Here is a 21,580-nt window from a genome sequence, read left to right on the forward strand (position 1 = left end):
TCGGCGTGAAAGGAGACTAAATGATCTAAGAAACTAAAAATAAATAACTTTTTAGACTTAGCTTATGAGCGGAAAAATCTAAGGGAGATAGCGTGATCGTTCCCACGCGGACGGTTCGACGCCTCGACGTGGGAACGATCAGAGAAGGAAGTGTCAGTTGCTGATCGCCAGAATGCTCGCCTGATACGACCCGACAAACACGTCGAAATCGCCAACTTCGTTCTGCTCCAGCTCAGCCTGTTGCGCCAGCGACGAGCGCGCCAGTTCTTCAAACTTCGCCTGTTCGTCAGCCGCCAACGGCTCGCTGCGGAAGAACTCGGCGTGGGCCTGGCTCTGGCGCAGGGAGAATTGCGCGAAGCTTTCCTTGTGTTCTGCCATGGCCGCCAGCACCTGGGCCGATGGCGTCAGGGACGAATCCTTGACCTTGGCCAGTTGCGCATCGAGGGCCTTGCTGTGGGCGTCGCCGCCGTGGCCCTGATCCAGCAGCGCGGCCAGCGGAGCGATTTTTTCCAGCAGCTCCGCCGCCCATTCCTTCATGTCGACCGGTTGGCCGTCGCGCTGCAATTGCAGGCCCGGACGGCGACCTTCCTTGACCACGCTGAGGAAGTTCGACGTGGCGTTGCCGCAGCTGATGTTGGTCAGCAGTGGGCTGTCGTTCAGCGCGCAGTACAGCAGGAACGCGTCGAGGAAGCGCGACTCGGTGAGGTCGATGCCCATCGGCAGGAACGGGTTGATGTCCAGGCAGCGCACTTCGACGTACTGGATGCCACGGGCCATCAAGGCCTGGATCGGCCGCTCGCCGGTGTAGGTCACGCGTTTCGGGCGGATGTTGGAGTAGTACTCGTTTTCGATCTGCAGGATGTTGGTGTTCAGTTGCACCCACTCGCCATCCTGGTGCGTGCCGACTTCAACGTACGGCGCGTATGGCGTGGCAACGGCCTTGCGCAGGCTGTCGGTGTAGCTCGCCAGGTCGTTGTAGCACGGCGTCAGACCGGCCTGGGCGTTGCTCTGGTAACCGAGGTCGCTCATGCGCAGGCTGGTGGCGTAGGGCAGGTACAGGGTGTCCGGATCCAGTTGTTCCAGCTGATGCGAACGGCCGCGCAGGAACCCCGCGTCCAGCGCCGGCGAAGCACCGAACAGGTACATCAGCAGCCAGCTGTAGCGGCGGAAGTTGCGGATCAGCGCGATATAGGACGACGACTGGAAATCCCGGTCGGTGCCAACGAAGCCTTCGGCTTCTTTCAGCAGCGGCCAGAGTTTTTCCGGCAGGGAGAAGTTGTAGTGAATCCCGGCGATGCACTGCATGGTCTTGCCGTAACGCAGGGCCAGGCCCTTGCGGTAGACGTACTTCAGCTGACCGATGTTGGAGGTGCCGTAATAGGCGATCGGGATGTCTTCCTCGGCCGGCAACGGGCACGGCATCGATGGACTCCACAGGTACTCGTTGCCGAGCTTGCTGTAGGCGAAGCGATGAATCTTGTCCAGGCTCGCCAGCGTGTCGGCCGGATCGGGCAGGGCAGGCGTGATGAATTCCAGCAGCGACTCGGAATAGTCGGTGGTGATCTGTTCGTTGGTCAGCGCGGAACCCAGGCTTTCAGGGTGCGGCGTTTGCGCCAGTCGACCCTCGCCGGTCACGCGCAGGCATTCACGTTCGATGCCGTGCAGGCACTGTTCGAGCAGAGAGAGGTTGGCGCGCTCACCGAGCAGAGCCAGGCGGCGGTTGAGAAGTTCGCTCAATTTGGATTCCTTCACGCGTCAGTCGCCCCAATATGGGGGTGGGCAGGACGGTCTACAAGGGTGAAGTTGAAACTGGCGTTTTCGCCTGGTTTTCGGGCCATGAAAGCCCCATTGCAAACGCCAACTTCAGTCCCTGAATCTGGCAGACGCGGGCGAGGAAAACTCCGACGCTGCGATCACAGCGCCGAAATTAACTCAAATCGATGACGAGTAGCTACAGGACAGCGAACGTGCCTTGCGCTTTTGCGACCAGTTTGTCGCCCTGCATCACGTCGGCTTCGACCACCAGCGTGCGCCGGCCCGGGTGGATCACCCGCGCCGTGCACATCACCTCGCCTTCGGAGACGGCGCGGATGTAGTTGATCTTGCACTCGATGGTCGCGCTCTGCTGGTCAAAGCCGTGGGTGCTGGAACAGGCCAGCCCCATGGCGATATCGACCAGACTGAACAGCGCGCCACCGTGCAGCTTGCCGCCGCGGTTGCGCAGTTCCGGTTCCAGCACCAGGGCGACTCGCGCCACCCCGGTTTCCAGGCTGTGCAGGCGGCAGCCCAACAGCTTGAAAAACGCGCTCTCGACGAGCCCGGCCGGAATTTCCATCAGCGTTTCTTCAACTGTTTGGCGTTGGCGAACAGCGAGGCCATGGCGTTGTTCGCCGGAGCCGCCGGGGTGCTTTCCTTGCGCGGAGCCGAACCCTGCGACTGGCGTGGCGCCGAGCCCGGACGCGAGCCACGGGCACCGTCGATCTTCTCGCCCGGCGTGTCACTCATGCGCATCGACAGGCCGACGCGTTTGCGCGGGATGTCGACTTCCATGACCTTCACTTTCACCACATCACCGGCCTTCACCGCTTCGCGCGGATCCTTGATGAACTTCTCCGACAGCGCCGAAATGTGTACCAGACCGTCCTGGTGCACGCCGATGTCGACGAACGCACCGAACGCGGTCACGTTGGTCACCACGCCTTCGAGGATCATCCCCAGTTGCAGGTCCTTCAGGTCCTCGACGCCCTCCTGGAACTCGGCGGTCTTGAACTCCGGACGCGGGTCGCGGCCCGGTTTTTCCAGTTCCTGCAGGATGTCGGTGACGGTGGGCAGACCGAAGGTCTCGTCGGTGAACTTCTTCGGATCCAGACGCTTGAGGAACGAGGCGTCGCCGATCAGCGAGCGGATGTCGCGGTCGGTTTCAGCGGCGATGCGTTGCACCAGCGGATAGGCTTCCGGGTGAACGGCCGAGGAGTCCAGCGGGTTGTCGCCGTTCATCACGCGCAGGAAGCCGGCGGCCTGTTCGAAGGTTTTTTCGCCCAGACGTGCGACTTTCTTCAGCGCGGCCCGGGTCTTGAACGCGCCGTGCTCGTCACGGTGAGTCACGATGTTCTGCGCCAGGGTCGCGTTGAGGCCGGAGATCCGCGCCAGCAGCGCCACGGACGCGGTGTTCACGTCCACGCCCACGGCGTTCACGCAGTCCTCGACCACGGCGTCCAGACCGCGCGCCAGTTTCAGCTGCGACACGTCGTGCTGGTACTGGCCGACACCGATGGATTTCGGATCGATCTTCACCAGCTCGGCCAGCGGGTCCTGCAGGCGCCGGGCGATGGACACGGCGCCACGGATCGACACGTCGAGATCCGGGAATTCCTTGGCCGCCAGTTCCGATGCCGAATACACCGATGCGCCGGCTTCGGAGACCATGACCTTGGTCATTTTCATCGCTGGATATTTTTTGATCAGCTCGATGGCCAGCTTGTCGGTCTCACGGCTGGCGGTGCCGTTGCCGATGGCGATCAGGTCGACCGAGTGCTTGGCGCACAGGGCGGCCAGAATCGCGATGGTCTGATCCCACTTGTTGTGCGGCACGTGAGGGTAAACCGTGGCGTGATCCAGCAGCTTGCCGGTGGAGTCGACCACGGCGACCTTGCAGCCGGTGCGCAGGCCCGGGTCGAGGCCCAGGGTGGCGCGTGGGCCGGCCGGGGCGGCCAGCAGCAGGTCGTGCAGGTTGTGGGCGAAGACGTTGATCGCCTCGGTTTCGGCGCCGTCGCGCAGCTCGCCCAGCAGATCGGTTTCCAGGTGGGTGTAGAGCTTGACCTTCCAGGTCCAGCGCACCACTTCACCCAGCCATTTGTCGGCCGGACGGTTCTGGTTCTGGATGCCGACGTGCTGGCCGATCATGCCTTCGCACGGGTGCAGGGTGCCCGGCAGTTCTTCGCCGACTTTCAGCGCAGAGCTGAGAATGCCTTCGTTGCGGCCACGGAAAATCGCCAGCGCGCGGTGCGACGGCATGCTTTTCAGTGGTTCGTCGTGTTCGAAGTAGTCGCGGAACTTGGCGCCTTCCTCTTCTTTGCCGGCGATCACGCGGGCGCTGAGGGTGACTTCCTGCTTCAAATAGTTGCGCAGTTTGTCCAGCAGGTTGGCGTCTTCGGCGAAGCGTTCCATGAGGATGTACTTGGCGCCTTCCAGCGCTGCCTTGGCGTCGGCCACACCTTTTTCGGCGTCGATGAAGCGTGCGGCTTCGGCTTCCGGGGCCAGGCTCGGATCGTTGAACAGACCGTCGGCCAGTTCGCCGAGGCCGGCTTCCAGGGCGATCTGGCCCTTGGTGCGGCGCTTCTGCTTGTACGGCAGGTACAAGTCTTCGAGGCGGGTCTTGGTGTCGGCGAGTTTGATTTCGCGTTCCAGCTCAGGGGTGAGTTTGCCCTGCTCCTGGATGCTGGAAAGGATGCTGATGCGCCGTTCGTCGAGTTCTCGCAGGTAGCGCAGACGCTCTTCCAGATGACGCAGCTGAGTGTCATCGAGGCTGCCGGTCACTTCTTTCCGGTAACGGGCGATAAAGGGAACGGTAGAGCCTTCATCGAGTAGCGCGACGGCCGCTTCGACCTGTTGCGGGCGTACGCCGAGTTCCTCGGCGATGCGGCTGTTGATGCTGTCCATAAAACCACCTGACAAATTGTGAAAGCAGGCTCGCAGGCGCATAAATAAGGGCCCGGAGTCTGGTGGGGCGGCCTGACGCTTGCCGCTGCCTGGGTCAAAAGGCATCCCATTGACCCGTGAAATCGAACAATTACTGCGGCCACCCGGAAAATAAAGGACGGCCACCTGCGGTAACGATTCAGACGTTGCCTGGCACAAAAGGCCGCGCATTATAACCGGCGTTCTGTCATTCGGGGGCGACACGGTCTGTAGGCTCAAGCCCCGGTTTTCTGGCAGTGAAGGAAAAATCTGCTAACAATGCACACGGTGCGTATAACGGCAGCTACGCCATAATGCGCGCCGAGCTAAAAGGAGCATCCAATGAGCAGCACTGCACAAACTGCTGAAGGCGAAAAAATTCTTATTGTTGACGACGATCCGGGGCTGAGCAGCCTGCTGGAACGCTTCTTCGTCAGCAAGGGCTACCGTGCCCGCGCCGTACCGAACACCGAGCAGATGGATCGTCTGCTGTCCCGTGAAGTGTTCAACCTGGTCGTTCTCGACCTGATGCTGCCGGGCGAAGACGGCCTGACCGCTTGCCGTCGCCTGCGTGGCGCGAACAATCAGATCCCGATCATCATGCTCACCGCCAAGGGCGACGAGCTGAGCCGGATCAAGGGCCTGGAACTGGGCGCCGACGATTACCTGGCCAAGCCGTTCAACCCGGACGAACTGATGGCCCGCGTCAAAGCCGTACTGCGCCGTCAGGCCGCACCGGTGCCGGGCGCGCCGGGCAGTGAAGAAGAAAACGTCACGTTCGGCGACTACGTGTTGTCCCTGGCCACCCGCGAACTCAAGCGCGGCGACGAAGTGCACATGCTCACCACCGGTGAGTTTGCGGTACTCAAGGCCCTGGTGATGAACGCCCGTCAGCCGCTGACCCGCGACAAGCTGATGAACCTGGCCCGTGGCCGGGAGTGGGATGCCCTGGAGCGTTCCATCGACGTGCAGATTTCCCGTCTGCGCCGGATGATCGAACCCGATCCGTCCAAGCCGCGCTACATCCAGACTGTCTGGGGCGTGGGTTATGTGTTCGTGCCGGATGGCAACTCCACCAAGTGACGGGTGATTTGTAGGAGCGGGTCTGCGGGAAACGGTCGAAAGTGCCGGCTCCGCAGACTCGTTATCCGCAATATGCGAGCATTGCTCGCTCCTGCAAGTGCGTAGCGGTTATCCATGAAAACCCCTGTCTGGTTCCCCCAAAGTTTCTTCTCCCGCACCCTCTGGCTGGTGCTCATCGTCGTATTGTTTTCCAAGGCACTGACCCTGGTTTATCTGCTGATGAACGAGGACGTGCTGGTGGATCGCCAATACAGCCACGGCGTCGCCCTGACGCTGCGCGCCTATTGGGCCGCCGATGAAGAAAACCGCGCGAAGATCGCCGATGCCGCGACCCTGATCCGGGTGGTGGGTGCAGGCGTGCCGGAAGGCGAACAGCACTGGCCGTACAGCGAAATCTACCAGCGGCAGATGCAGGCGGAACTGGGTGCCGACACCGAGGTTCGACTGCGCATGCATTCGCCGCCGGCGTTGTGGGTGCGCGCGCCGAGCCTCGGTGATGGCTGGTTGAAAGTGCCGCTGTACCCGCACCCGCTGCGCGGCCAGAAAATCTGGAACGTGCTTGGCTGGTTCCTCGCCATCGGTCTGCTCTCGACCGCGTCGGCCTGGATTTTTGTCAGCCAGCTCAACCAGCCATTGAAGCGTCTGGTGTATGCCGCGCGGCAGCTCGGTCAGGGCCGCAGCGTGCGCCTGCCGATCAGCGATACACCCAGCGAAATGACCGAGGTTTATCGCGCCTTCAACCAGATGGCTGAAGACGTCGAACAGGCTGGGCGTGAACGAGAACTGATGCTCGCCGGGGTTTCCCATGACCTGCGGACGCCGCTGACCCGTCTACGACTGTCACTGGAGTTGATGGGCGACCGCACCGACCTGACCGACGACATGGTGCGCGACATCGAAGACATGGACGCGATCCTCGACCAGTTCCTCGCGTTCATTCGCGATGGTCGGGACGAGTCCGTGGAAGAAGTAGACCTGAGCGATCTGGTGCGTGAAGTTGCGGCACCATACAACCAGAGCGAAGAGAAAGTGCGCTTGCGTCTGGAGCCGATCCAGCCGTTTCCGCTGCGTCGGGTGTCGATGAAGCGTCTGCTGAACAACCTGATCGGCAACGCGTTGAATCATGCCGGCGGTAGCGTGGATGTCGCGGCTTATGTGTCCGGCGACACCAGCGCGCCGTATGTGGTGCTGAGCGTGATGGACCGTGGGGCGGGGATTGATCCGTCGGAGCTTGAGGCAATCTTCAACCCGTTCACCCGTGGCGACCGTGCGCGGGGCGGGAAGGGTACCGGACTGGGCCTGGCGATTGTGAAGCGGATTGCTTCAATGCACGGCGGCAATGTCGAGCTGCGCAACCGCTCCGGTGGCGGGTTGGAGGCACGGGTGCGGTTGCCGCTGGGATTGATGCTGCCGCGGGATGCGGTTTAAGTTTCAGGCGGCCTGGCGGCCGCCTGATTCAAGGTTCAACCCTTGCCTTTGGTGCGGGTCATGTTCGGCCCGCCATTCTTCTCGAGATGCTCGATGATGATCCCCGCCACATTCTTGCCGGTGGTGGTTTCGATCCCTTCCAGGCCCGGCGACGAGTTCACTTCCATCACCAGCGGCCCGTGATTCGAACGCAGGATATCCACACCCGCCACCGCCAGGCCCATGACCTTGGCGGCGCGCAACGCGGTCATGCGTTCTTCCGGGGTAATCTTGATCAGGCTGGCGCTGCCACCCCGGTGCAGGTTGGAGCGAAATTCCCCGGGCTTGGCCTGACGCTTCATCGCCGCGATCACCTTGTCGCCGACCACGAAGCAGCGAATATCCGCGCCGCCGGCCTCCTTGATGTATTCCTGCACCATGATGTTCTGTTTCAGGCCCATGAAGGCCTCGATCACCGACTCCGCCGCCGTCGCGGTTTCGCACAACACCACGCCGATGCCCTGGGTGCCTTCCAGTACCTTGATCACCAATGGCGCGCCGTTGACCATGTCGATCAGGTCGGGAATGTCGTCCGGCGAGTGGGCGAACCCGGTCACCGGCAGGCCGATGCCCCGGCGTGACAGCAGTTGCAGCGAACGCAACTTGTCCCGGGAACGGGCGATGGCCACCGATTCGTTGAGCGGAAACACCCCCATCATTTCGAACTGGCGCAGCACCGCGCAGCCATAGAACGTCACCGATGCGCCGATCCGCGGGATCACCGCATCGAAACCTTCCAGCGGTTTGCCGCGATAGTGGATCTGCGGCTTGTGGCTGGCGATGTTCATGTAGGCGCGCAAGGTGTCGATCACTACCATTTCATGCCCGCGTTCGGTTCCGGCTTCGACCAGACGGCGGGTGGAATACAGACGCGGATTCCGCGACAGCACAGCGATCTTCATGCAACACCTGTGGAGGAGGTAGATACCGGGAACACCGGCTTGTCTTGTACATACTTGATGCCCGGGTTGACCACCAGCTGGCCGTCGATCAGGGCTTTGGAACCGAGCAGCAGGCGATAGCGCATGGACTTGCGGCAGGCGAGGGTGAACTCGACCGGCCAGACCCGATCACCGAGGGCCAGGGTGGTGCTGATCACGTAGCGCACCTGGGCCTGGCCGTTGGAACTCTTGATGGTCTTGCGGGTGACCAGCGGCGCTTCACAACGCCGGTGGCGTAACTGCACCACCGTGCCCAGGTGCGCGGTGAAGCGCACCCATTTCTCGCCGTCCCGTTCGAACGGCTCGATGTCGGTGGCGTGCAGGCTGGAGGTGCTGGCGCCGGTGTCGATTTTCGCCCGAAGGCCCGCGACTCCCAGATCCGGGAGCGCCACCCACTCGCGCAGACCGACAACGGTCAAATGGTCAAATGTCTTCAAAAAAATGCTCAACCGGTGAAAACCGATCAGCCCGCAGGGGGCCGGATTTGCGGTATTCACGCAGAATAGTGGTTAAAAGGCGACAGATATCTACGGCCCGGATTGGCGCCATCTCAAGCACGCCCCGGAATATGCGCATTGTAATCCGGGACGGTGCAATTCATGGCACGACAGAAACGGTAGTACAGTTCATCAATATTTCAGAATGAGGAAATTCCATGGCACAAAAAAGCGAAGAGGACGACAAGGTCCGTCTCGATAAATGGTTGTGGGCTGCACGTTTTTTCAAAACCCGTGCCTTGGCCAAAGCCGCCATTGAAAGCGGCAAGGTGCATTGTCGGGGAGAGCGCTGCAAGCCTGGCAAAGAGCCACGCATCGGCGATGAATTCGAGATTCGCACCGGCTTCGATGAAAAGACCGTTGTGGTGCAAGCCCTGTCGATCGTGCGTCGTGGCGCGCCGGAAGCGCAGACGCTGTATGCCGAGACCGAGGCCAGTATCGCCAAGCGCGAGGCGGCTGCGGCGATGCGCAAGGCGGGTGCGCTGGGTGTGACCACCGACGGTAAACCGAGCAAGAAGCAGCGCCGGGATCTGTTTAAATTTCGTGGGAACAGTGGCGGAGAATAGAAAATCGCAGCCTGCCGGTCCTGACTCAAGACCCGTCAATGGCTGCGATTTTTTCAGCGGTCGTCGATTATCGTGCGGACACGACAGTCATCCGTGAAACCACCGGCAACTTGCCCAGCAGCCCGAAGATCGGCGCGGTGACCTTCAGCCAGAAGTTCGCCGCGTGATAGGCAAACGGTGTGTAATAGCCCCAGCCCAACGCCCATACCGCCAGCAGCAGTCCACCGATGTAGTCGTCCTGGCCCCAGTGCGCGCCGGCCACCAGGCGCGGCAGCATGAACAGCAGCGCCAGGCCCCAGACCGTCAGGAACTGGCCGGCTGAGCGACTGAACACACCCATGAACAACGCCCAGATCAGCAGCACTGAAGCGTGGTCACCGGGAAAGCTCTGGCTCGAGCGATCCTTCAGCTCAAAGGTTTTCTCCAGATGCGGAAAATAGTCGCTCATGTGGATGGCGCCTTCGAGCACCATGGAGGGGCTGTTGTGCTGCCAGCCCATGTGGTCGGCAAATTTGGAAAACAGCGCGCGGATCACCACCATCAGCAGCAGGATCGAGAAAAATCCGAAGAAGGCGCGACGTACGTCAATCGCCTTGAACACCCAGTCGCCCTTGATCAGCAGCGTCAGCAGAATCAGTCCGACGACAACGTCGAACGGGCGCAGACTTGCAATTGCCCAGATGTGGAGCCATATGGGGTTGCTGGCCAGCGGAGTATTGAGTGAGCGGAACAGCCACTCGTCGAAAACCACACACAGCATCTGGCCTGTAGGCCATAACCAGAAAGCCAGTAGTGCCAATGGCACCGCATTGCACAGAACCAGCCGGCCGAGGTTCCACCTTGATTGGAACAAACCCGGATTGTTCATAAAATGCCTCCCGTGGCTGAACATAGGCATCAAAATGGATGCCAGAAGCGCGGGATTTTCATTCTTTGTAACCTTTTTGTCATTAAAATCAGATACCTAGACCTATGACCGATTTCCTCGATACCGATTACACCCAACGCTTCATCTTCGATGACAGCGACACGCGCGGCGAACTGGTGTCGCTGGAACGCAGCTACGCCGAAGTGCTCGCCAAGCACCCGTACCCGGAGCCGGTTGCGCAATTGCTGGGCGAATTCATGGCTGCCGCGTCGTTGCTGGTGGGCACCCTGAAATTCGATGGTTTGCTGATTCTTCAGGCACGCTCCGAAGGCCCGATTCCGCTGCTGATGATCGAATGCTCCAGCGAGCGTGAAATCCGTGGCCTGGCCCGTTACGAGGCAGACCTGATCGCTCCTGACGCGACCCTCGCCGACCTGATGCCCAACGGCGTTCTGGCCCTGACGATCGACCCGACCGTAGGCCAGCGCTATCAGGGCATCGTCGACCTCGACGGCGAAACCCTGTCCGATTGCTTCACCAACTACTTCGTCATGTCCCAGCAGGTCGGCACCCGCTTCAAGCTCTGCGCCGACGGCCGTCGCGCCCGTGGTTTGCTGCTGCAGCAACTGCCGGCCGATCGCCTGAAAGATGAAGAAGAACGCGCCGCCAGCTGGCAGCACATCACCGCGCTGGGCAATACCCTGACCGCTGATGAACTGTTGAGCCTGGACAACGAAACCGTTCTGCATCGCCTCTACCATGAAGAGCAGGTTCGTCTGTTCGATGTGCAGAAACTGCGCTTCCACTGCAGCTGCTCCCGCGAGCGTTCGGGCAATGCACTGGTCAGCCTGGGTCTGGAAGATGCGCAGCAATTGGTGGCCGAACAGGGTGGCAGCGTCGAGATCGATTGCCAGTTCTGCAACCAGCGCTACCTGTTCGATGCGGCGGATATCGCTCAATTGTTCGCTGGCGCGGGCGTCGAGACGCCGTCAGATACCCGGCACTAAAACGGTTCAGCGCAGGTAAATTCACTGCTCAACGACGGAATAACGCCGTTACGACGGGAGGGCCCTACTCTTTTTGGGCTTTTCTGGCATAATCCGGCCCACTTTTTTCGCGGTAGTAGTGCACGACTTTCTACTACAAAACGTTTGGAGCACACTCGGCCACTGGCCGACGGGGAACCTCATGACGCAAGCCAATAACGCCGTGTACACCGATCTGAGTGTTGATGATCTGGTAAAAGAAGCCCTGAAACGCGGTGAAGGCGAGCTTGCCGATACCGGCGCTCTGGTAGTTCGCACCGGTCACCGCACCGGCCGTTCGCCAGTCGACCGTTTCATCGTTGAAGAGCCTTCCACCCAGGACGCGATTGCCTGGGGCCCGATCAACCGCAAGTTCCCGGCCGACAAGTTCGACGCGCTGTGGGCTCGTGTCGAGGCGTTCAACAACGCGCAAGAGCATTTCGTTTCCCACGTGCATGTAGGCGCGGCCGAAGATCACTACCTGGCCGTGAAGATGACCACCCAGACTGCCTGGCAGAACCTGTTCGGTCGTTGCCTGTTCATCAACCCGGCCCAGTACAACCCGGCCGGTCGTGAAGAGTGGCAAGTGCTGAACGTCGCCAACTTCGAGTGCGTGCCTGAGCGTGACGGCACCAACTCCGACGGTTGCGTGATCCTCAACTTCGCCCAGAAGAAAGTGCTGATCGCCGGCATGCGTTACGCCGGTGAAATGAAGAAAGCCATGTTCTCGGTGCAGAACTTCCTGCTGCCGGCTTCCGACGTGCTGCCAATGCACTGCGCTGCCAACATCGGCGAAGCAGGCGACGTGACCCTGTTCTTCGGTCTGTCCGGCACCGGCAAGACCACCCTGTCGGCCGACGAAAGCCGTTACCTGATCGGTGACGACGAACACGGCTGGGGCGAAGGCGTTGTCTTCAACATCGAAGGCGGCTGCTACGCGAAGTGCATCGACTTGTCCGAGAAGAACGAGCCGGTCATCTGGAAAGCCATCAAGCACGGCGCCGTGCTGGAAAACGTCGTGATCGACGATGCCAAGCACGCCGACTACGCCGATGTCAGCCTGACCCAGAACAGCCGCGCAGCTTACCCGCTGGAGCACGTTGCCAAGCGTTCCGAGAAGAACCTGGGCGGCGAGCCGAACGCCGTGATCTTCCTGACTTGCGACCTGACCGGCGTACTGCCGCCAGTGTCGATCCTGAACAACGAGCAAGCGGCTTACCACTTCCTGTCCGGCTACACCGCACTGGTGGGCTCGACTGAAATGGGTTCGGGCAGCGGCATCAAGTCGACCTTCTCCACCTGCTTCGGCGCACCGTTCTTCCCGCGTCCGGCTGGCGAATACGCTGAGCTGCTGATCAAGCGCATCAAGGGCTTCGGCTCCAAGGTCTACCTGGTCAACACCGGCTGGACCGGCGGTGGCTACGGCGTCGGCAAACGCTTCAACATCCCGACCACCCGTGCGGTGATCGCTGCGATCCAGAGCGGCGCGCTGATCGGTGCCGAAACCGAACACCTGGACACCATCAACCTGGACGTGCCGCTGGCCGTACCGGGCGTCGAAACCAACCTGCTCAACCCACGCAACACCTGGGCTGACAAGGCTGCGTACGACGAAGCTGCCAAAGCACTGGCCGGTCTGTTCATCGAGAACTTCAAGAAGTTCGACGTGAGCGACGCGATCAAGGCTGCCGGGCCTAAGTTGTAAGACTTGGTTCTGGTGAGTGAAAAAGCCGCCTCTTAGGGGCGGCTTTTTTGTGGGTGATTGGTTGGGCTTCGTTGTCAGATAAACTGCCATTATTCCCGCAGAGTCCGCGCTAAACAGCCAGAATAATGCTACTTAAGGAGCCGCGAACTCCTAAGCATTTTTTCTCCAGCCATCATGGCCATTGCCGTCTGGTATGCAGCACTCGCAGCACCTCCACAACATCAACTTTGATTGCGTAGATGATGACGTAGTTTGGGGTGACGACGATTTCGCGGGTGCCTTCCGCGATACCTTTTCGGTATATGGCTGGGTGCTTGCGAGCGCTTTCTCCTTTCAGTTCGAAAACCTCATCGAGCTCAATCGCTGCAACGGGATTTTCCTGTCCGATACGCTCCATGATGTTGTCTCGGTCATCCAGCGCTTCTTGGCGCCAGACCAACCTCATCAACGTACTCGCTGACGCAGGGCATCCCGCTTGGTGGCAAATATCCTGCGAGCGTCTTCATCGCTGACGCTGGGCCTTGGGTCATCAATGCTGATTTTTACCTGTTGTTTGACCCATTCTTCATATGCAGCGGCTTCATGAGCTTGCTTCATCGCTTCGGCGCGATCAGGGCGAGCATAGGTTTTTATTTGAAGAGGATCATAACTGGAGGCGTCCACATCGAAGTGATTGATACCCACTCCTTGCAGGTAGATCACCAGTGTTTCGAACCGCTTGAACAGCCGCACCTGGCCACTGCGTTGTGCTGCCAGTGAATACTCTTTGCTTCCTTGCTGAACTTGAATCGACCAGCCACCGGGTTTGGCGACGATATGTGCGCTACTGATCGAACCGTTCTCAAACAGTCGCGTGAGAGTGCTGTGATCAATGGTTTCAGTGGTCATGAAAGCAAGCCCTTGGTTGAACAATGGCTCCCATCGTACGCAATCAATAATAGTTTGCAAAATTCAGGTCCTTAAGTTTTGCGCCGGAAATGGCAGCGTCAGTGTTCGAAATAGAGGCAGGCAGTTCTAGCCATGAACACGCCTGCCCGAGGAGTTCGTTAGGCCGGGGCTTTCCAGCTGAGCATTTTCTGCTGGGCGACTTGCAGCAAGTCACAGCCGTCTTTGGTCAGCAGGTAGAGGGCGTGGGTGATGTGCGGGATGTCTTCGACGTCGGCGTGTTTGAAGCAGAGGCAGTAGAGGGTTTGCAGCAGGTCGCTGGAAGCACGCAGGCGCTGGACGGCGCATTCGAGGATGTCTTGCGGGTTGGCATCGGTGTCGATGACCAGGGGCTTGGTGTCGGTGAGGTTGGAGTCGAGTGGACGGTAGCGATCGGAGTGGAGCTCGTTCCATGATTTCATTTTTTAGATCCTCAATTGCTTCGAATGAAGCCACCAAATCGTGACCAAGCGACTGGAGGCGACTGTGTTCGGGTTGGTCAACCGGTGAGGATCATGCACATACCCGGCACGCTCGAAAGCGTCCCAAACACAGCCACCATAACGCTGCTGGCAATTGAGTACCGGCAGCATACAGCGGACGCGAATGCATGATCCAATCGGGTGACCAAGCCCGAGCCGCTGAATTGGCAGCGACAGTCACAACTATAGGTTTCGACCTAACGGCGCCGATAGAAGACAAGGCGTCGCTGTGTGTAGGAACGGGATGCAGATTCGAGCAGGCCGTTCCTACAGATCAATCACGGTTTTCAACGAATCGCCCGATACGCCTCAACATCCAGCACACTCGTCGTCAGCCCGGTCGCCGGGGTGTAGATCGTGCCTTTCACCGTCGAGAACGGGACGCCCTTGCTGCCCAGCGACACATAGCGTTCGCCTTGGTCCAGTTCGGTGAACCAGGTGTAGGAGCACTTCTCCATGGCCTTGTACTTCGCTGCCGCGTTGACGATGGCGGCGGTGTGGTTTCGAAGGTCGGCGTCAGTAAGGTTGAGGTTCTTGTCGAGCACGGTGCCCCAGCGTTTCAGGCACACCTCGGCAAAGTGACGGACGATCAGGCCCGGTTCGGCCACAACCTTCGAACCACTGACGCCATCGGCCGAAGCATTGCCGACCAGGGTGGCGTGACGACCTGGCATGGGGAAAATGCTGGTTTTGGTGCCGGTCGCGGTTTGCGGGATGACGCAGCTGAAACCCTTGGAGCGTTCGTCTCGTGCATAAAAGCCCACGTACTCTTTCACGTTGTGATTGAGCTTTACCCGGTGTTCCTGAAAGTTACCGATACCGGGCACGGGATCAATGGCGAAGATATTCACCGGAATGTTTTTCAGCACACTGTCGTTGAACATGGCATTGGCCAGCATATGGCAACTAATGCCGCCACGGCTCCAACCCACCAGATTGACCTTTGTTGGAATGACACCGTCCTTGCGGAAAGTTTTAATGATCTGCTCCTGTAACTTTTGTTGCGTGACGCTGCGTTCGCCATAGTTATATTTGCGCCATAGCCAGGAGCCCTCGACCTTTACATCTTCAATCGGAATGCCGGCAGCCTTGAGGCGGTTGTATTCCGCTTCGGTCAATTGCTCGCGCTGCCAGTCGCACTTACCTTTGATGATGTTCATCGCGTGCTGGACGTTTTCCTCCCAGCCCTTGCCGAACAGGGTTCCGCTGAGGCCATAGTCCTTGATTTTGGTGAACAGTTCATCGGCCTGCAGGTTGCTGGTGCCGGGGCCATCGACCACGATCCATTCGGCAAACTCGCGACCGGCGTGATGGGAGGCGAGAGTGGAAACCAGTTCGCCGTCCCAATAGTTTTCGTGGGAATCGTCAAACTTTGTGGAACCTGTACCGCAAAAGAAAATTGTCAGCGTAGTCATATTGTTGCTCTTGGTTGATGAAAGAGCAAACAGGCTAGTTCTTAACTTTGCAGTAATGGAAGCGAAGGGTTGTTGCGAACTTTGTAAGTTTGGCGGGTGGCGTTAGTTGTTTGTTCGTTGTCTGGCAACTTCCAGCAAGTCACAGCCGTCCTGTGTCAATAAATAAAGCGCATTGACGATGTTGGGGATGTCTTTCACATCAGCCTGTTTGAAACACAGGCAGTAAAGAGTTTCCAGCAGGTTGTTGGCTGCACGCAGTCGCTGTTCGGCGGCATCGAGGAGATCGCGGTGGCTCGCTTCGGTATCAATGACCAGCACGGGCGTTTCGCTATAGCTGGTTGTGAGTGAGCGATATCGGGAGTTGAGCGGTTTGAACATGTTCATGATCGGGTGTGTCCTTTACGAAGTCGCTTTGGCGGGCCGACACAATGTTTTCAGTCGCGCCGGCCACTATAGAAGGGCGCCCTCGAGCGGAACAAGACAGCCACGATGGACAGAATTCGTAGGGGTTTTTCCGGGGTTCGGGCATTTGCCCTACGCGTTTTCCAGGCTTTTTCACAGCCAAACCCTGATCAGCGAAATTTCCCACGTGTTTGTCGGGCGATTCCCGTTAAACCTCTGTATGGTGCGCGCCAGAATCCGTAGGGCGTTTCCAGACGTCCGACACACGCTTAAAGGGAATTAGGTATGCAGTGGCTACGAATGGCCTCGATCATTTTGCTGTGGGCCAGTGGTTGTTGCGTGGCAGTGGCCTCCGATACGGCCAACGGGTTGGCGCTTGCCAATCTGGAACGCAGTGGCTGGCCGGAAGCGCTCACCACTCAGGACAACATCGATACGGCTTCCCGCGCGCAAGTGCTGATCTTCGGCAAGGCCCTATTGGCCAGCGAAGCGCTGGACGAAGCGGGACTCAAGCAACGACTGGGCGTGCAGCAAATGCAGCTCAAGTCGATCCGGCAAGTGCGCGACGGTCTGTGGGATCGCCTGCTCAACACCTATCGCAATGCCAGTCAGAACTGTGATGAACAAGCGTTTTGCCCACGGGTGCGCAGCGTCGCCGATCTGCGCCAGTTGGCGGCGGCATTCACCGGTGATATCAGCCCGGCCCATGCACAATGGGCAAGCAAGAGCCTGGACGTGCATGAGCGGGTACTGGATGAGCAACTGCGGGTGGCCGTGTTGCGGCCATAAAGCTGCTTTTGCGGGTGTCAGGCCGAAAGGGTTTCACCCGTTGTCACGGCGGACGCCCACGGCGGTGGGAAGTTGTCGGGAGAGGGCGTGCATCCACTCAGTAACAGGGATGCAAAGATCAGGGCGAAGGGCAGTTTCAAACGGTTCGACATGTTCACTCCTTGATAAAAATCCATGGGCATCGGCCGTCCTGGCTCGACGCGTGACGGACATTACCCTCAGGTCGATTCACACGGCGATGAACAAAGTGTTTCATTTGTTTGATCCCGTGGCGTGGCCGCCGACGCTGTATCATCCCGTATCGATTTGCCCCCCGACCTTTTCTCGATTCGCTGCGATCGCCCGCTAGGCTGTTGGCATCACAGCGGTCAACGGAGTGACAGCGAATGCATAACACCCTGGAACAGGTTTTCGGTTATCCACAGTTTCGACCCGGTCAGGAAGCGGCAATCAGCGCTGTGCTCGCCGGGCGCTCGGCGGCGGCGATCTTTCCCACCGGGTCGGGAAAATCCCTTTGCTACCAGGTGCCGGCTCTCCTGCTGCCACACCTGACGCTGGTGGTCTCGCCGTTGCTGGCGCTGATGCAGGACCAGCTCGAATTCTTGCGGCGCCACGGCATTTCGGCGGGGAGCATCGACTCGGCGCAGAGCCGCGAAGACGCCAATGATGTGATGGCCCGCGCCCGTTCGGGTGAGCTGAAGATCCTGATGATTTCCGTGGAGCGCTTGAAGAACGAGCGTTTTCGCAATTTTTTGCAGCAGGTGCCGATCTCGCTGCTGGTGGTGGATGAGGCGCACTGCATCTCCGAATGGGGCCACAACTTCCGCCCCGACTACCTCAAGCTGCCGGACTACCAGCGCCAGTTCAACATCCCGCAGACCCTGCTGCTGACCGCCACGGCAACGCCGAAAGTCATCGCCGACATGCAGGCGAAATTCACTATCGCTGCCGAGGATGTGGTGACCACCGGTTTCTATCGGCCCAACCTCAACCTGCTGGTGGAGCCGGTGCGCGGTGAGGACAAGCGCCGACGGCTGGTGCAGTGGATGGCCGAGCGGGCGGGCCAGCCGAGCATCGTCTACGTCACTCTGCAGAAAACCGCCGAACACATCGCCGAGCATCTGGGGCGCAATGGCATTCAGGCCGAGGCTTACCATGCCGGACTGCCTCACGAACAACGGGACGCGATCCAGAAGCGCTTCATGGGTGGGCAGTCCAATTGCATCGTCGCGACCATCGCGTTCGGCATGGGTATCGACAAGAGCGACATCCGCAACGTGGTGCATTTCGACCTGCCCAAATCCATCGAAAACTACAGCCAGGAAATCGGCCGCGCCGGGCGTGACGGGCAACCGTCTGACTGCCTGGTGCTGGCTAACCGCGACAGCCTCAATGTGCTGGAAAACTTCGTCTACGGCGACACGCCGGAGCGCGACGGCATTCGTCATGTACTGGATGAATTGCAGGCCGCTGCACCTGAAGGTCAGTGGGAGTTTTTGCTCGGGCCGCTGGCGGATCAGAGCAACATCCGTGCGCTGCCATTGAAGACGTTGCTGGTGCAGCTGGAGCTGCGAGGGTTGATTGCCCCGCGCTACGCGTACTACGCCGAATACCGTTTCAAGTACCTGATGGAACCCGAGGCGTTGCTTGAACGTTTCGAGGGCGAGCGCAGGGATTTCATCGCGGCGATCATCCAGACCTCGAGCCGCGCGCGGACCTGGGCCACGGTGAATTTCGAGGCGATGTACACGCAACATTCCGCTGAGCGCAACCGCGTGGTGAAGGCGCTGGATTACTTTCAGGAAAAGGGCTGGGTCGAGCTGGAAAGCAAACAGATGACCGAGGTCTACAACGTGCTGCACAGCGCCTTCGACAGTCAGGTTTTAAGTGGCGAGCTGCATGATTACTTCTCCCGTCACGAACAGACCGAAGTGGCGCGGATTCACGCCATGCTCGAATTGTTCGCCACCGAGCGTTGCCTGGGCTATCGACTGGCGGAGTACTTCGGTGATCACAACGCCCCCGAGCGGTGCGGGCATTGCTCGGTGTGTCACGGGCAGATCGCCCGGCTGCCGGCGCCTCCGGAATTGCCGGCGCTTGTGGATAAAAGTTTCCCGGCGTTGTGCGGCGATTTTATCCACAGGCACGAGCAACAGACCGGCAGTGCGCCTTCGGCGGAGCGGCTGACGCGGTTTCTGTGCGGGATCAGCGTGCCGCTGTTCACCAGGCTCAAGGCGCGGACCATTGCCGGGTATGCGGCGTTTGAGGAGTATCCCTACGCGGATGTAAGGGCATGGGCTCAGGCGCATCTTTGAGCATCGAATCCATCTGCTGAATGTCGATCATCACGGCAATAAACTTCAAAAATGCCCGGTGGCTGACTATGGTGAAGGCTGTCTTTGGATCTCCAACAAGAGCACAACATGAGCCAGACATCCTTCGAAATCCGCCAGGCTGCCGTGATCGGCGCCGGCACCATGGGCCGCGGCATTGTCATGTGCCTGGCCAACGCCGGCGTGTCAGTGCAATGGGTCGATAACAATCCGCAGATGCTCGAGCAGGCGCTGAAGGCGGTGGCCGATACCTATGCGCACAACGTGCGTCAGGGGCGGATCGATCAGGCTGAGGCCGATGCGCGAATCGCCCGGGTCAGCGCGGCGGCGGATTATGTGGCGATTCGCAATGTCGATCTGGTGATCGAAGCGGTGTACGAGAATCTCGAGCTCAAGCAGAAGATCTTCCGTGAACTCGATGGCTTGCTGAAGCCCGAGGCCCTGCTGGCGAGCAACACCTCGGCGCTGGACATTGACGCCATCGCAGCCGCAACACGACGCCCGACGCAAGTGCTGGGCCTGCATTTTTTCAGCCCGGCGCACATCATGAAATTGCTGGAAATCGTCCGTGGCGCGCGAACCTCGCCAGCCGTGCTGGAAGCGGCTCTCGAGCTGGGCAAGCGCATGGGCAAGGTCAGTGTGGTGTCGGGCAACTGTCACGGATTTATCGGCAACCGCATGCTTCATCCTTACGTGCTCGAGGCGCGCAAGATGCTGCTCGAAGGGGCCTGGCCACAGCAGATCGACGCGACGTTGCAGGGCTTCGGTTTTGCCATGGGGCCGTTTCGCATGTACGACGTGGTCGGCATCGACCTGGAGTGGCGTGCCCGGGAGCTGGCCGGCAAGGGCCAGGACGCGCCAGAGATCCAGGTGGATAACCGCTTGTGCGAGCTGGGGCGGTTCGGACAGAAGTCCGGTAACGGCTATTACCACTACGAGCCGGGCAGTCGTCAGGCCGAGCATGACCCCGAGGTGGACGCGCTGGTGTTGAGCGTCAGCGAAGGTCTGGGGTTTCATCGCCGTGACATCGGGTCCGAGGAGATCCTTGAGCGTTGCCTTCTGGCGTTGGTCAACGAAGGCGCGAAAATCCTGCAGGAAGGGATTGCCGAGTCGGCCCATGACATCGATCAGGTCTACCTGAATGGCTACGGCTTCCCGGCAGAGAGGGGCGGGCCTATGGCCTGGGCGGACGATCAGGGACTGGCAGACATTCACAAGCGGTTGCTGGCGCTGGAAACGCGGCAGGGCGATCAATGGCGGCCGGCCCAATTGATTGGCGAGCTGGCGGCGCGAGGAAAGGGTTTTTACCTTTAGACTGGGCCGATCACTCAAGGAACCGACACTGATGTCCAACCCGATGCCGCAACGCGCCGATTACCCGCATTTCCAGCCGATCACCACGCGTTGGCATGACAACGATGCCTACGGTCACGTCAACAACGTCACCTACTACAGCTTTTTCGACACGGCCGTGAACACCTACCTGATTCAGGTCGGTGGTCTGGATATCCACGATGGCGAGGTGGTGGGGTTTGTGGTGAGTTCGTCCTGCGATTACTTCGCCTCGATTGCGTTTCCGGACCGGATCGAGATCGGTCTGCGGGTCGGCAAACTGGGTAACAGTTCAGTGCAGTACGAGCTGGCGGTGTTCAAGGCTGGCGAGCATGAAGCCTGCGCGGCGGGGCGCTTCGTTCATGTATTCGTTGATCGGGCGTCGAATCAGCCTGTGGCGATCCCGGACGGTTTGCGCGGGGCGCTGGAGCGACTGGCGGTCTGACAGGCAAAAAAATCGCAGCTCGGGGGAGCTGCGATCTGGCTGTACCGGCAACGAGGTCAGGCCTCAGTCGCGATAGTAGCGGTGATGCTTGCGATGGCCGTAGGCATGGCCGCGACCATGGTGGTAGTCACGGTAGTAGCGACGATCATCACGGCCGCGATCATAACGACGGTCTTCGCGATTGCTTTCGTTACCCATGTAGTTACCCAGCGCGCCACCGGCACCGCCACCTGCTGCGGCACCGATCAGGCTGCCGGTGGTGCCGCCCATGCTGCGGCCGACCACGTTACCGCCGGCTGCGCCCAATGCACCGCCAATGGCGGCTTCGCCACGGCTGTGTTTGTTGGCGCCAACCGCGCTACCACCCGCGCCGCCCAGGGCCGCGCCAATGGTTGAACCTGTGCTGCCGCCTAAAGACTGACCGACGACCGAGCCAAGAACCCCGCCCAATGCGCCGCCCACACCTGCTTCGGTGGTGCCTCCGGCAGAAGCGAAGCCACTGACCAGGCCAAGGGACAACAAGAGAATCTGGGAGAACTTCATAGAGGAGCCTCAAAGGGATGACGGCGCGATCCTGAGGCTGTGTAACAAGGCTGACAATCGAAATCCGACGAATAACACGACTTGTA

General features: G+C 59.9%; 21 protein-coding genes. 9 read left to right on the forward strand and 12 right to left on the reverse strand.

The window, feature by feature from the left end:
- Positions 1 to 153 precede the first annotated feature (153 nt).
- The 3 genes from gshA to M5B98_RS23455 form a co-directional block, all read right to left on the reverse strand.
- Positions 154 to 1,737 (reverse strand): glutamate--cysteine ligase, encoded by a 1,584-nt coding sequence (gshA, locus tag M5B98_RS23445; protein WP_248744129.1) that lies wholly within the window; start codon positions 1,735 to 1,737, stop codon positions 154 to 156.
- 214 nt (positions 1,738 to 1,951) lie between these two features.
- Positions 1,952 to 2,335 (reverse strand): PaaI family thioesterase, encoded by a 384-nt coding sequence (locus tag M5B98_RS23450; RefSeq protein WP_248744130.1) that lies wholly within the window; start codon positions 2,333 to 2,335, stop codon positions 1,952 to 1,954.
- Positions 2,335 to 4,659, reverse strand: a complete 2,325-nt coding sequence (locus M5B98_RS23455) for a Tex family protein (RefSeq protein WP_248744131.1) — start codon at positions 4,657 to 4,659, stop codon at positions 2,335 to 2,337. The genes M5B98_RS23450 and M5B98_RS23455 overlap by 1 nt, the downstream gene beginning before the upstream one ends.
- Positions 4,660 to 5,019: 360 nt before the next feature.
- On the opposite strand from M5B98_RS23455, the gene ompR reads away from it, so the two are divergent.
- The gene (gene ompR, locus M5B98_RS23460) at positions 5,020 to 5,760 is read left to right on the forward strand and encodes a two-component system response regulator OmpR (protein ID WP_007952694.1); all 741 of its coding nucleotides are present in this window, start codon (positions 5,020 to 5,022) and stop codon (positions 5,758 to 5,760) included.
- 114 nt (positions 5,761 to 5,874) lie between these two features.
- Positions 5,875 to 7,188 (forward strand): ATP-binding protein, encoded by a 1,314-nt coding sequence (locus M5B98_RS23465; protein WP_085712711.1) that lies wholly within the window; start codon positions 5,875 to 5,877, stop codon positions 7,186 to 7,188.
- A gap of 35 nt (positions 7,189 to 7,223) precedes the next feature.
- Here M5B98_RS23465 and rimK read toward each other — a convergent pair whose 3' ends face one another.
- Positions 7,224 to 8,129, reverse strand: a complete 906-nt coding sequence (gene rimK / locus M5B98_RS23470) for a 30S ribosomal protein S6--L-glutamate ligase (protein WP_007949201.1) — start codon at positions 8,127 to 8,129, stop codon at positions 7,224 to 7,226.
- Entirely contained in the window at positions 8,126 to 8,572 is a 447-nt protein-coding gene (locus tag M5B98_RS23475; protein ID WP_169432582.1) for an ATP-dependent zinc protease, read from the reverse strand. The genes rimK and M5B98_RS23475 overlap by 4 nt, the downstream gene beginning before the upstream one ends.
- A 251-nt stretch (positions 8,573 to 8,823) precedes the next feature.
- Between M5B98_RS23475 and M5B98_RS23480 the strand changes: the two genes are divergently transcribed.
- Positions 8,824 to 9,231: an RNA-binding S4 domain-containing protein gene (locus tag M5B98_RS23480; protein ID WP_085712712.1), complete on the forward strand. Its 408-nt coding sequence runs from the start codon at positions 8,824 to 8,826 to the stop codon at positions 9,229 to 9,231.
- A gap of 67 nt (positions 9,232 to 9,298) precedes the next feature.
- Here the strand turns inward: M5B98_RS23480 and M5B98_RS23485 are convergent, their stop codons facing one another.
- A complete protein-coding gene (locus M5B98_RS23485; RefSeq protein ID WP_248744132.1) occupies positions 9,299 to 10,099 on the reverse strand; it encodes a phosphatase PAP2 family protein in 801 nt (266 codons plus the stop codon).
- 104 nt (positions 10,100 to 10,203) lie between these two features.
- On the opposite strand from M5B98_RS23485, the gene hslO reads away from it, so the two are divergent.
- Together hslO and M5B98_RS23495 are read left to right on the forward strand one after the other, a co-directional pair.
- Complete coding sequence (gene hslO / locus M5B98_RS23490; RefSeq protein ID WP_085712714.1) at positions 10,204 to 11,106, forward strand: Hsp33 family molecular chaperone HslO; 903 nt, start codon at positions 10,204 to 10,206, stop codon at positions 11,104 to 11,106.
- Between the two features lie 181 nt (positions 11,107 to 11,287).
- Positions 11,288 to 12,829 carry a phosphoenolpyruvate carboxykinase gene (locus M5B98_RS23495; RefSeq protein ID WP_085733328.1) on the forward strand — a complete coding sequence of 514 codons (1,542 nt, stop codon included), beginning with the start codon at positions 11,288 to 11,290 and terminating at the stop codon, positions 12,827 to 12,829.
- Between the two features lie 172 nt (positions 12,830 to 13,001).
- Here M5B98_RS23495 and M5B98_RS23500 read toward each other — a convergent pair whose 3' ends face one another.
- From M5B98_RS23500 to M5B98_RS23520, 5 genes are all read right to left on the reverse strand, one after another.
- Entirely contained in the window at positions 13,002 to 13,274 is a 273-nt protein-coding gene (locus tag M5B98_RS23500) for a type II toxin-antitoxin system RelE/ParE family toxin (RefSeq protein WP_248744133.1), read from the reverse strand.
- The gene (locus M5B98_RS23505; protein WP_248744134.1) at positions 13,274 to 13,717 is read right to left on the reverse strand and encodes a hypothetical protein; all 444 of its coding nucleotides are present in this window, start codon (positions 13,715 to 13,717) and stop codon (positions 13,274 to 13,276) included. Before M5B98_RS23505 ends, M5B98_RS23500 begins: the two co-directional genes overlap by 1 nt.
- A gap of 158 nt (positions 13,718 to 13,875) precedes the next feature.
- On the reverse strand, positions 13,876 to 14,175 hold the full coding sequence (locus tag M5B98_RS23510) for a hypothetical protein (protein ID WP_085712718.1): 300 nt from the start codon (positions 14,173 to 14,175) through the stop codon (positions 13,876 to 13,878).
- 347 nt (positions 14,176 to 14,522) lie between these two features.
- Complete coding sequence (locus M5B98_RS23515; protein WP_248744135.1) at positions 14,523 to 15,650, reverse strand: hypothetical protein; 1,128 nt, start codon at positions 15,648 to 15,650, stop codon at positions 14,523 to 14,525.
- 102 nt (positions 15,651 to 15,752) lie between these two features.
- A complete protein-coding gene (locus M5B98_RS23520) occupies positions 15,753 to 16,034 on the reverse strand; it encodes a hypothetical protein (RefSeq protein ID WP_248744136.1) in 282 nt (93 codons plus the stop codon).
- A 303-nt stretch (positions 16,035 to 16,337) separates the two neighbouring features.
- Here M5B98_RS23520 and M5B98_RS23525 point away from each other — a divergent pair, with 303 nt between their 5' ends.
- The 4 genes from M5B98_RS23525 to M5B98_RS23540 all read left to right on the forward strand — a co-directional run bounded on the left by M5B98_RS23525 (position 16,338) and on the right by M5B98_RS23540 (position 20,951).
- On the forward strand, positions 16,338 to 16,841 hold the full coding sequence (locus M5B98_RS23525) for a polysaccharide deacetylase (protein ID WP_248744137.1): 504 nt from the start codon (positions 16,338 to 16,340) through the stop codon (positions 16,839 to 16,841).
- A 386-nt stretch (positions 16,842 to 17,227) separates the two neighbouring features.
- Positions 17,228 to 19,156: an ATP-dependent DNA helicase RecQ gene (locus M5B98_RS23530; RefSeq protein WP_248744138.1), complete on the forward strand. Its 1,929-nt coding sequence runs from the start codon at positions 17,228 to 17,230 to the stop codon at positions 19,154 to 19,156.
- 108 nt (positions 19,157 to 19,264) lie between these two features.
- Positions 19,265 to 20,488: a 3-hydroxyacyl-CoA dehydrogenase gene (locus tag M5B98_RS23535; RefSeq protein WP_248744139.1), complete on the forward strand. Its 1,224-nt coding sequence runs from the start codon at positions 19,265 to 19,267 to the stop codon at positions 20,486 to 20,488.
- A 31-nt stretch (positions 20,489 to 20,519) separates the two neighbouring features.
- Positions 20,520 to 20,951 carry an acyl-CoA thioesterase gene (locus M5B98_RS23540; RefSeq protein WP_248744140.1) on the forward strand — a complete coding sequence of 144 codons (432 nt, stop codon included), beginning with the start codon at positions 20,520 to 20,522 and terminating at the stop codon, positions 20,949 to 20,951.
- 63 nt (positions 20,952 to 21,014) lie between these two features.
- Here M5B98_RS23540 and M5B98_RS23545 read toward each other — a convergent pair whose 3' ends face one another.
- Positions 21,015 to 21,494 carry a glycine zipper domain-containing protein gene (locus tag M5B98_RS23545; RefSeq protein ID WP_085712724.1) on the reverse strand — a complete coding sequence of 160 codons (480 nt, stop codon included), beginning with the start codon at positions 21,492 to 21,494 and terminating at the stop codon, positions 21,015 to 21,017.
- Between the last annotated feature and the right edge of the window lie 86 nt (positions 21,495 to 21,580).

It is taken from the genome of Pseudomonas sp. MWU12-3088 (assembly GCF_023242405.1).
GTDB lineage: Bacteria > Pseudomonadota > Gammaproteobacteria > Pseudomonadales > Pseudomonadaceae > Aquipseudomonas > Aquipseudomonas kribbensis.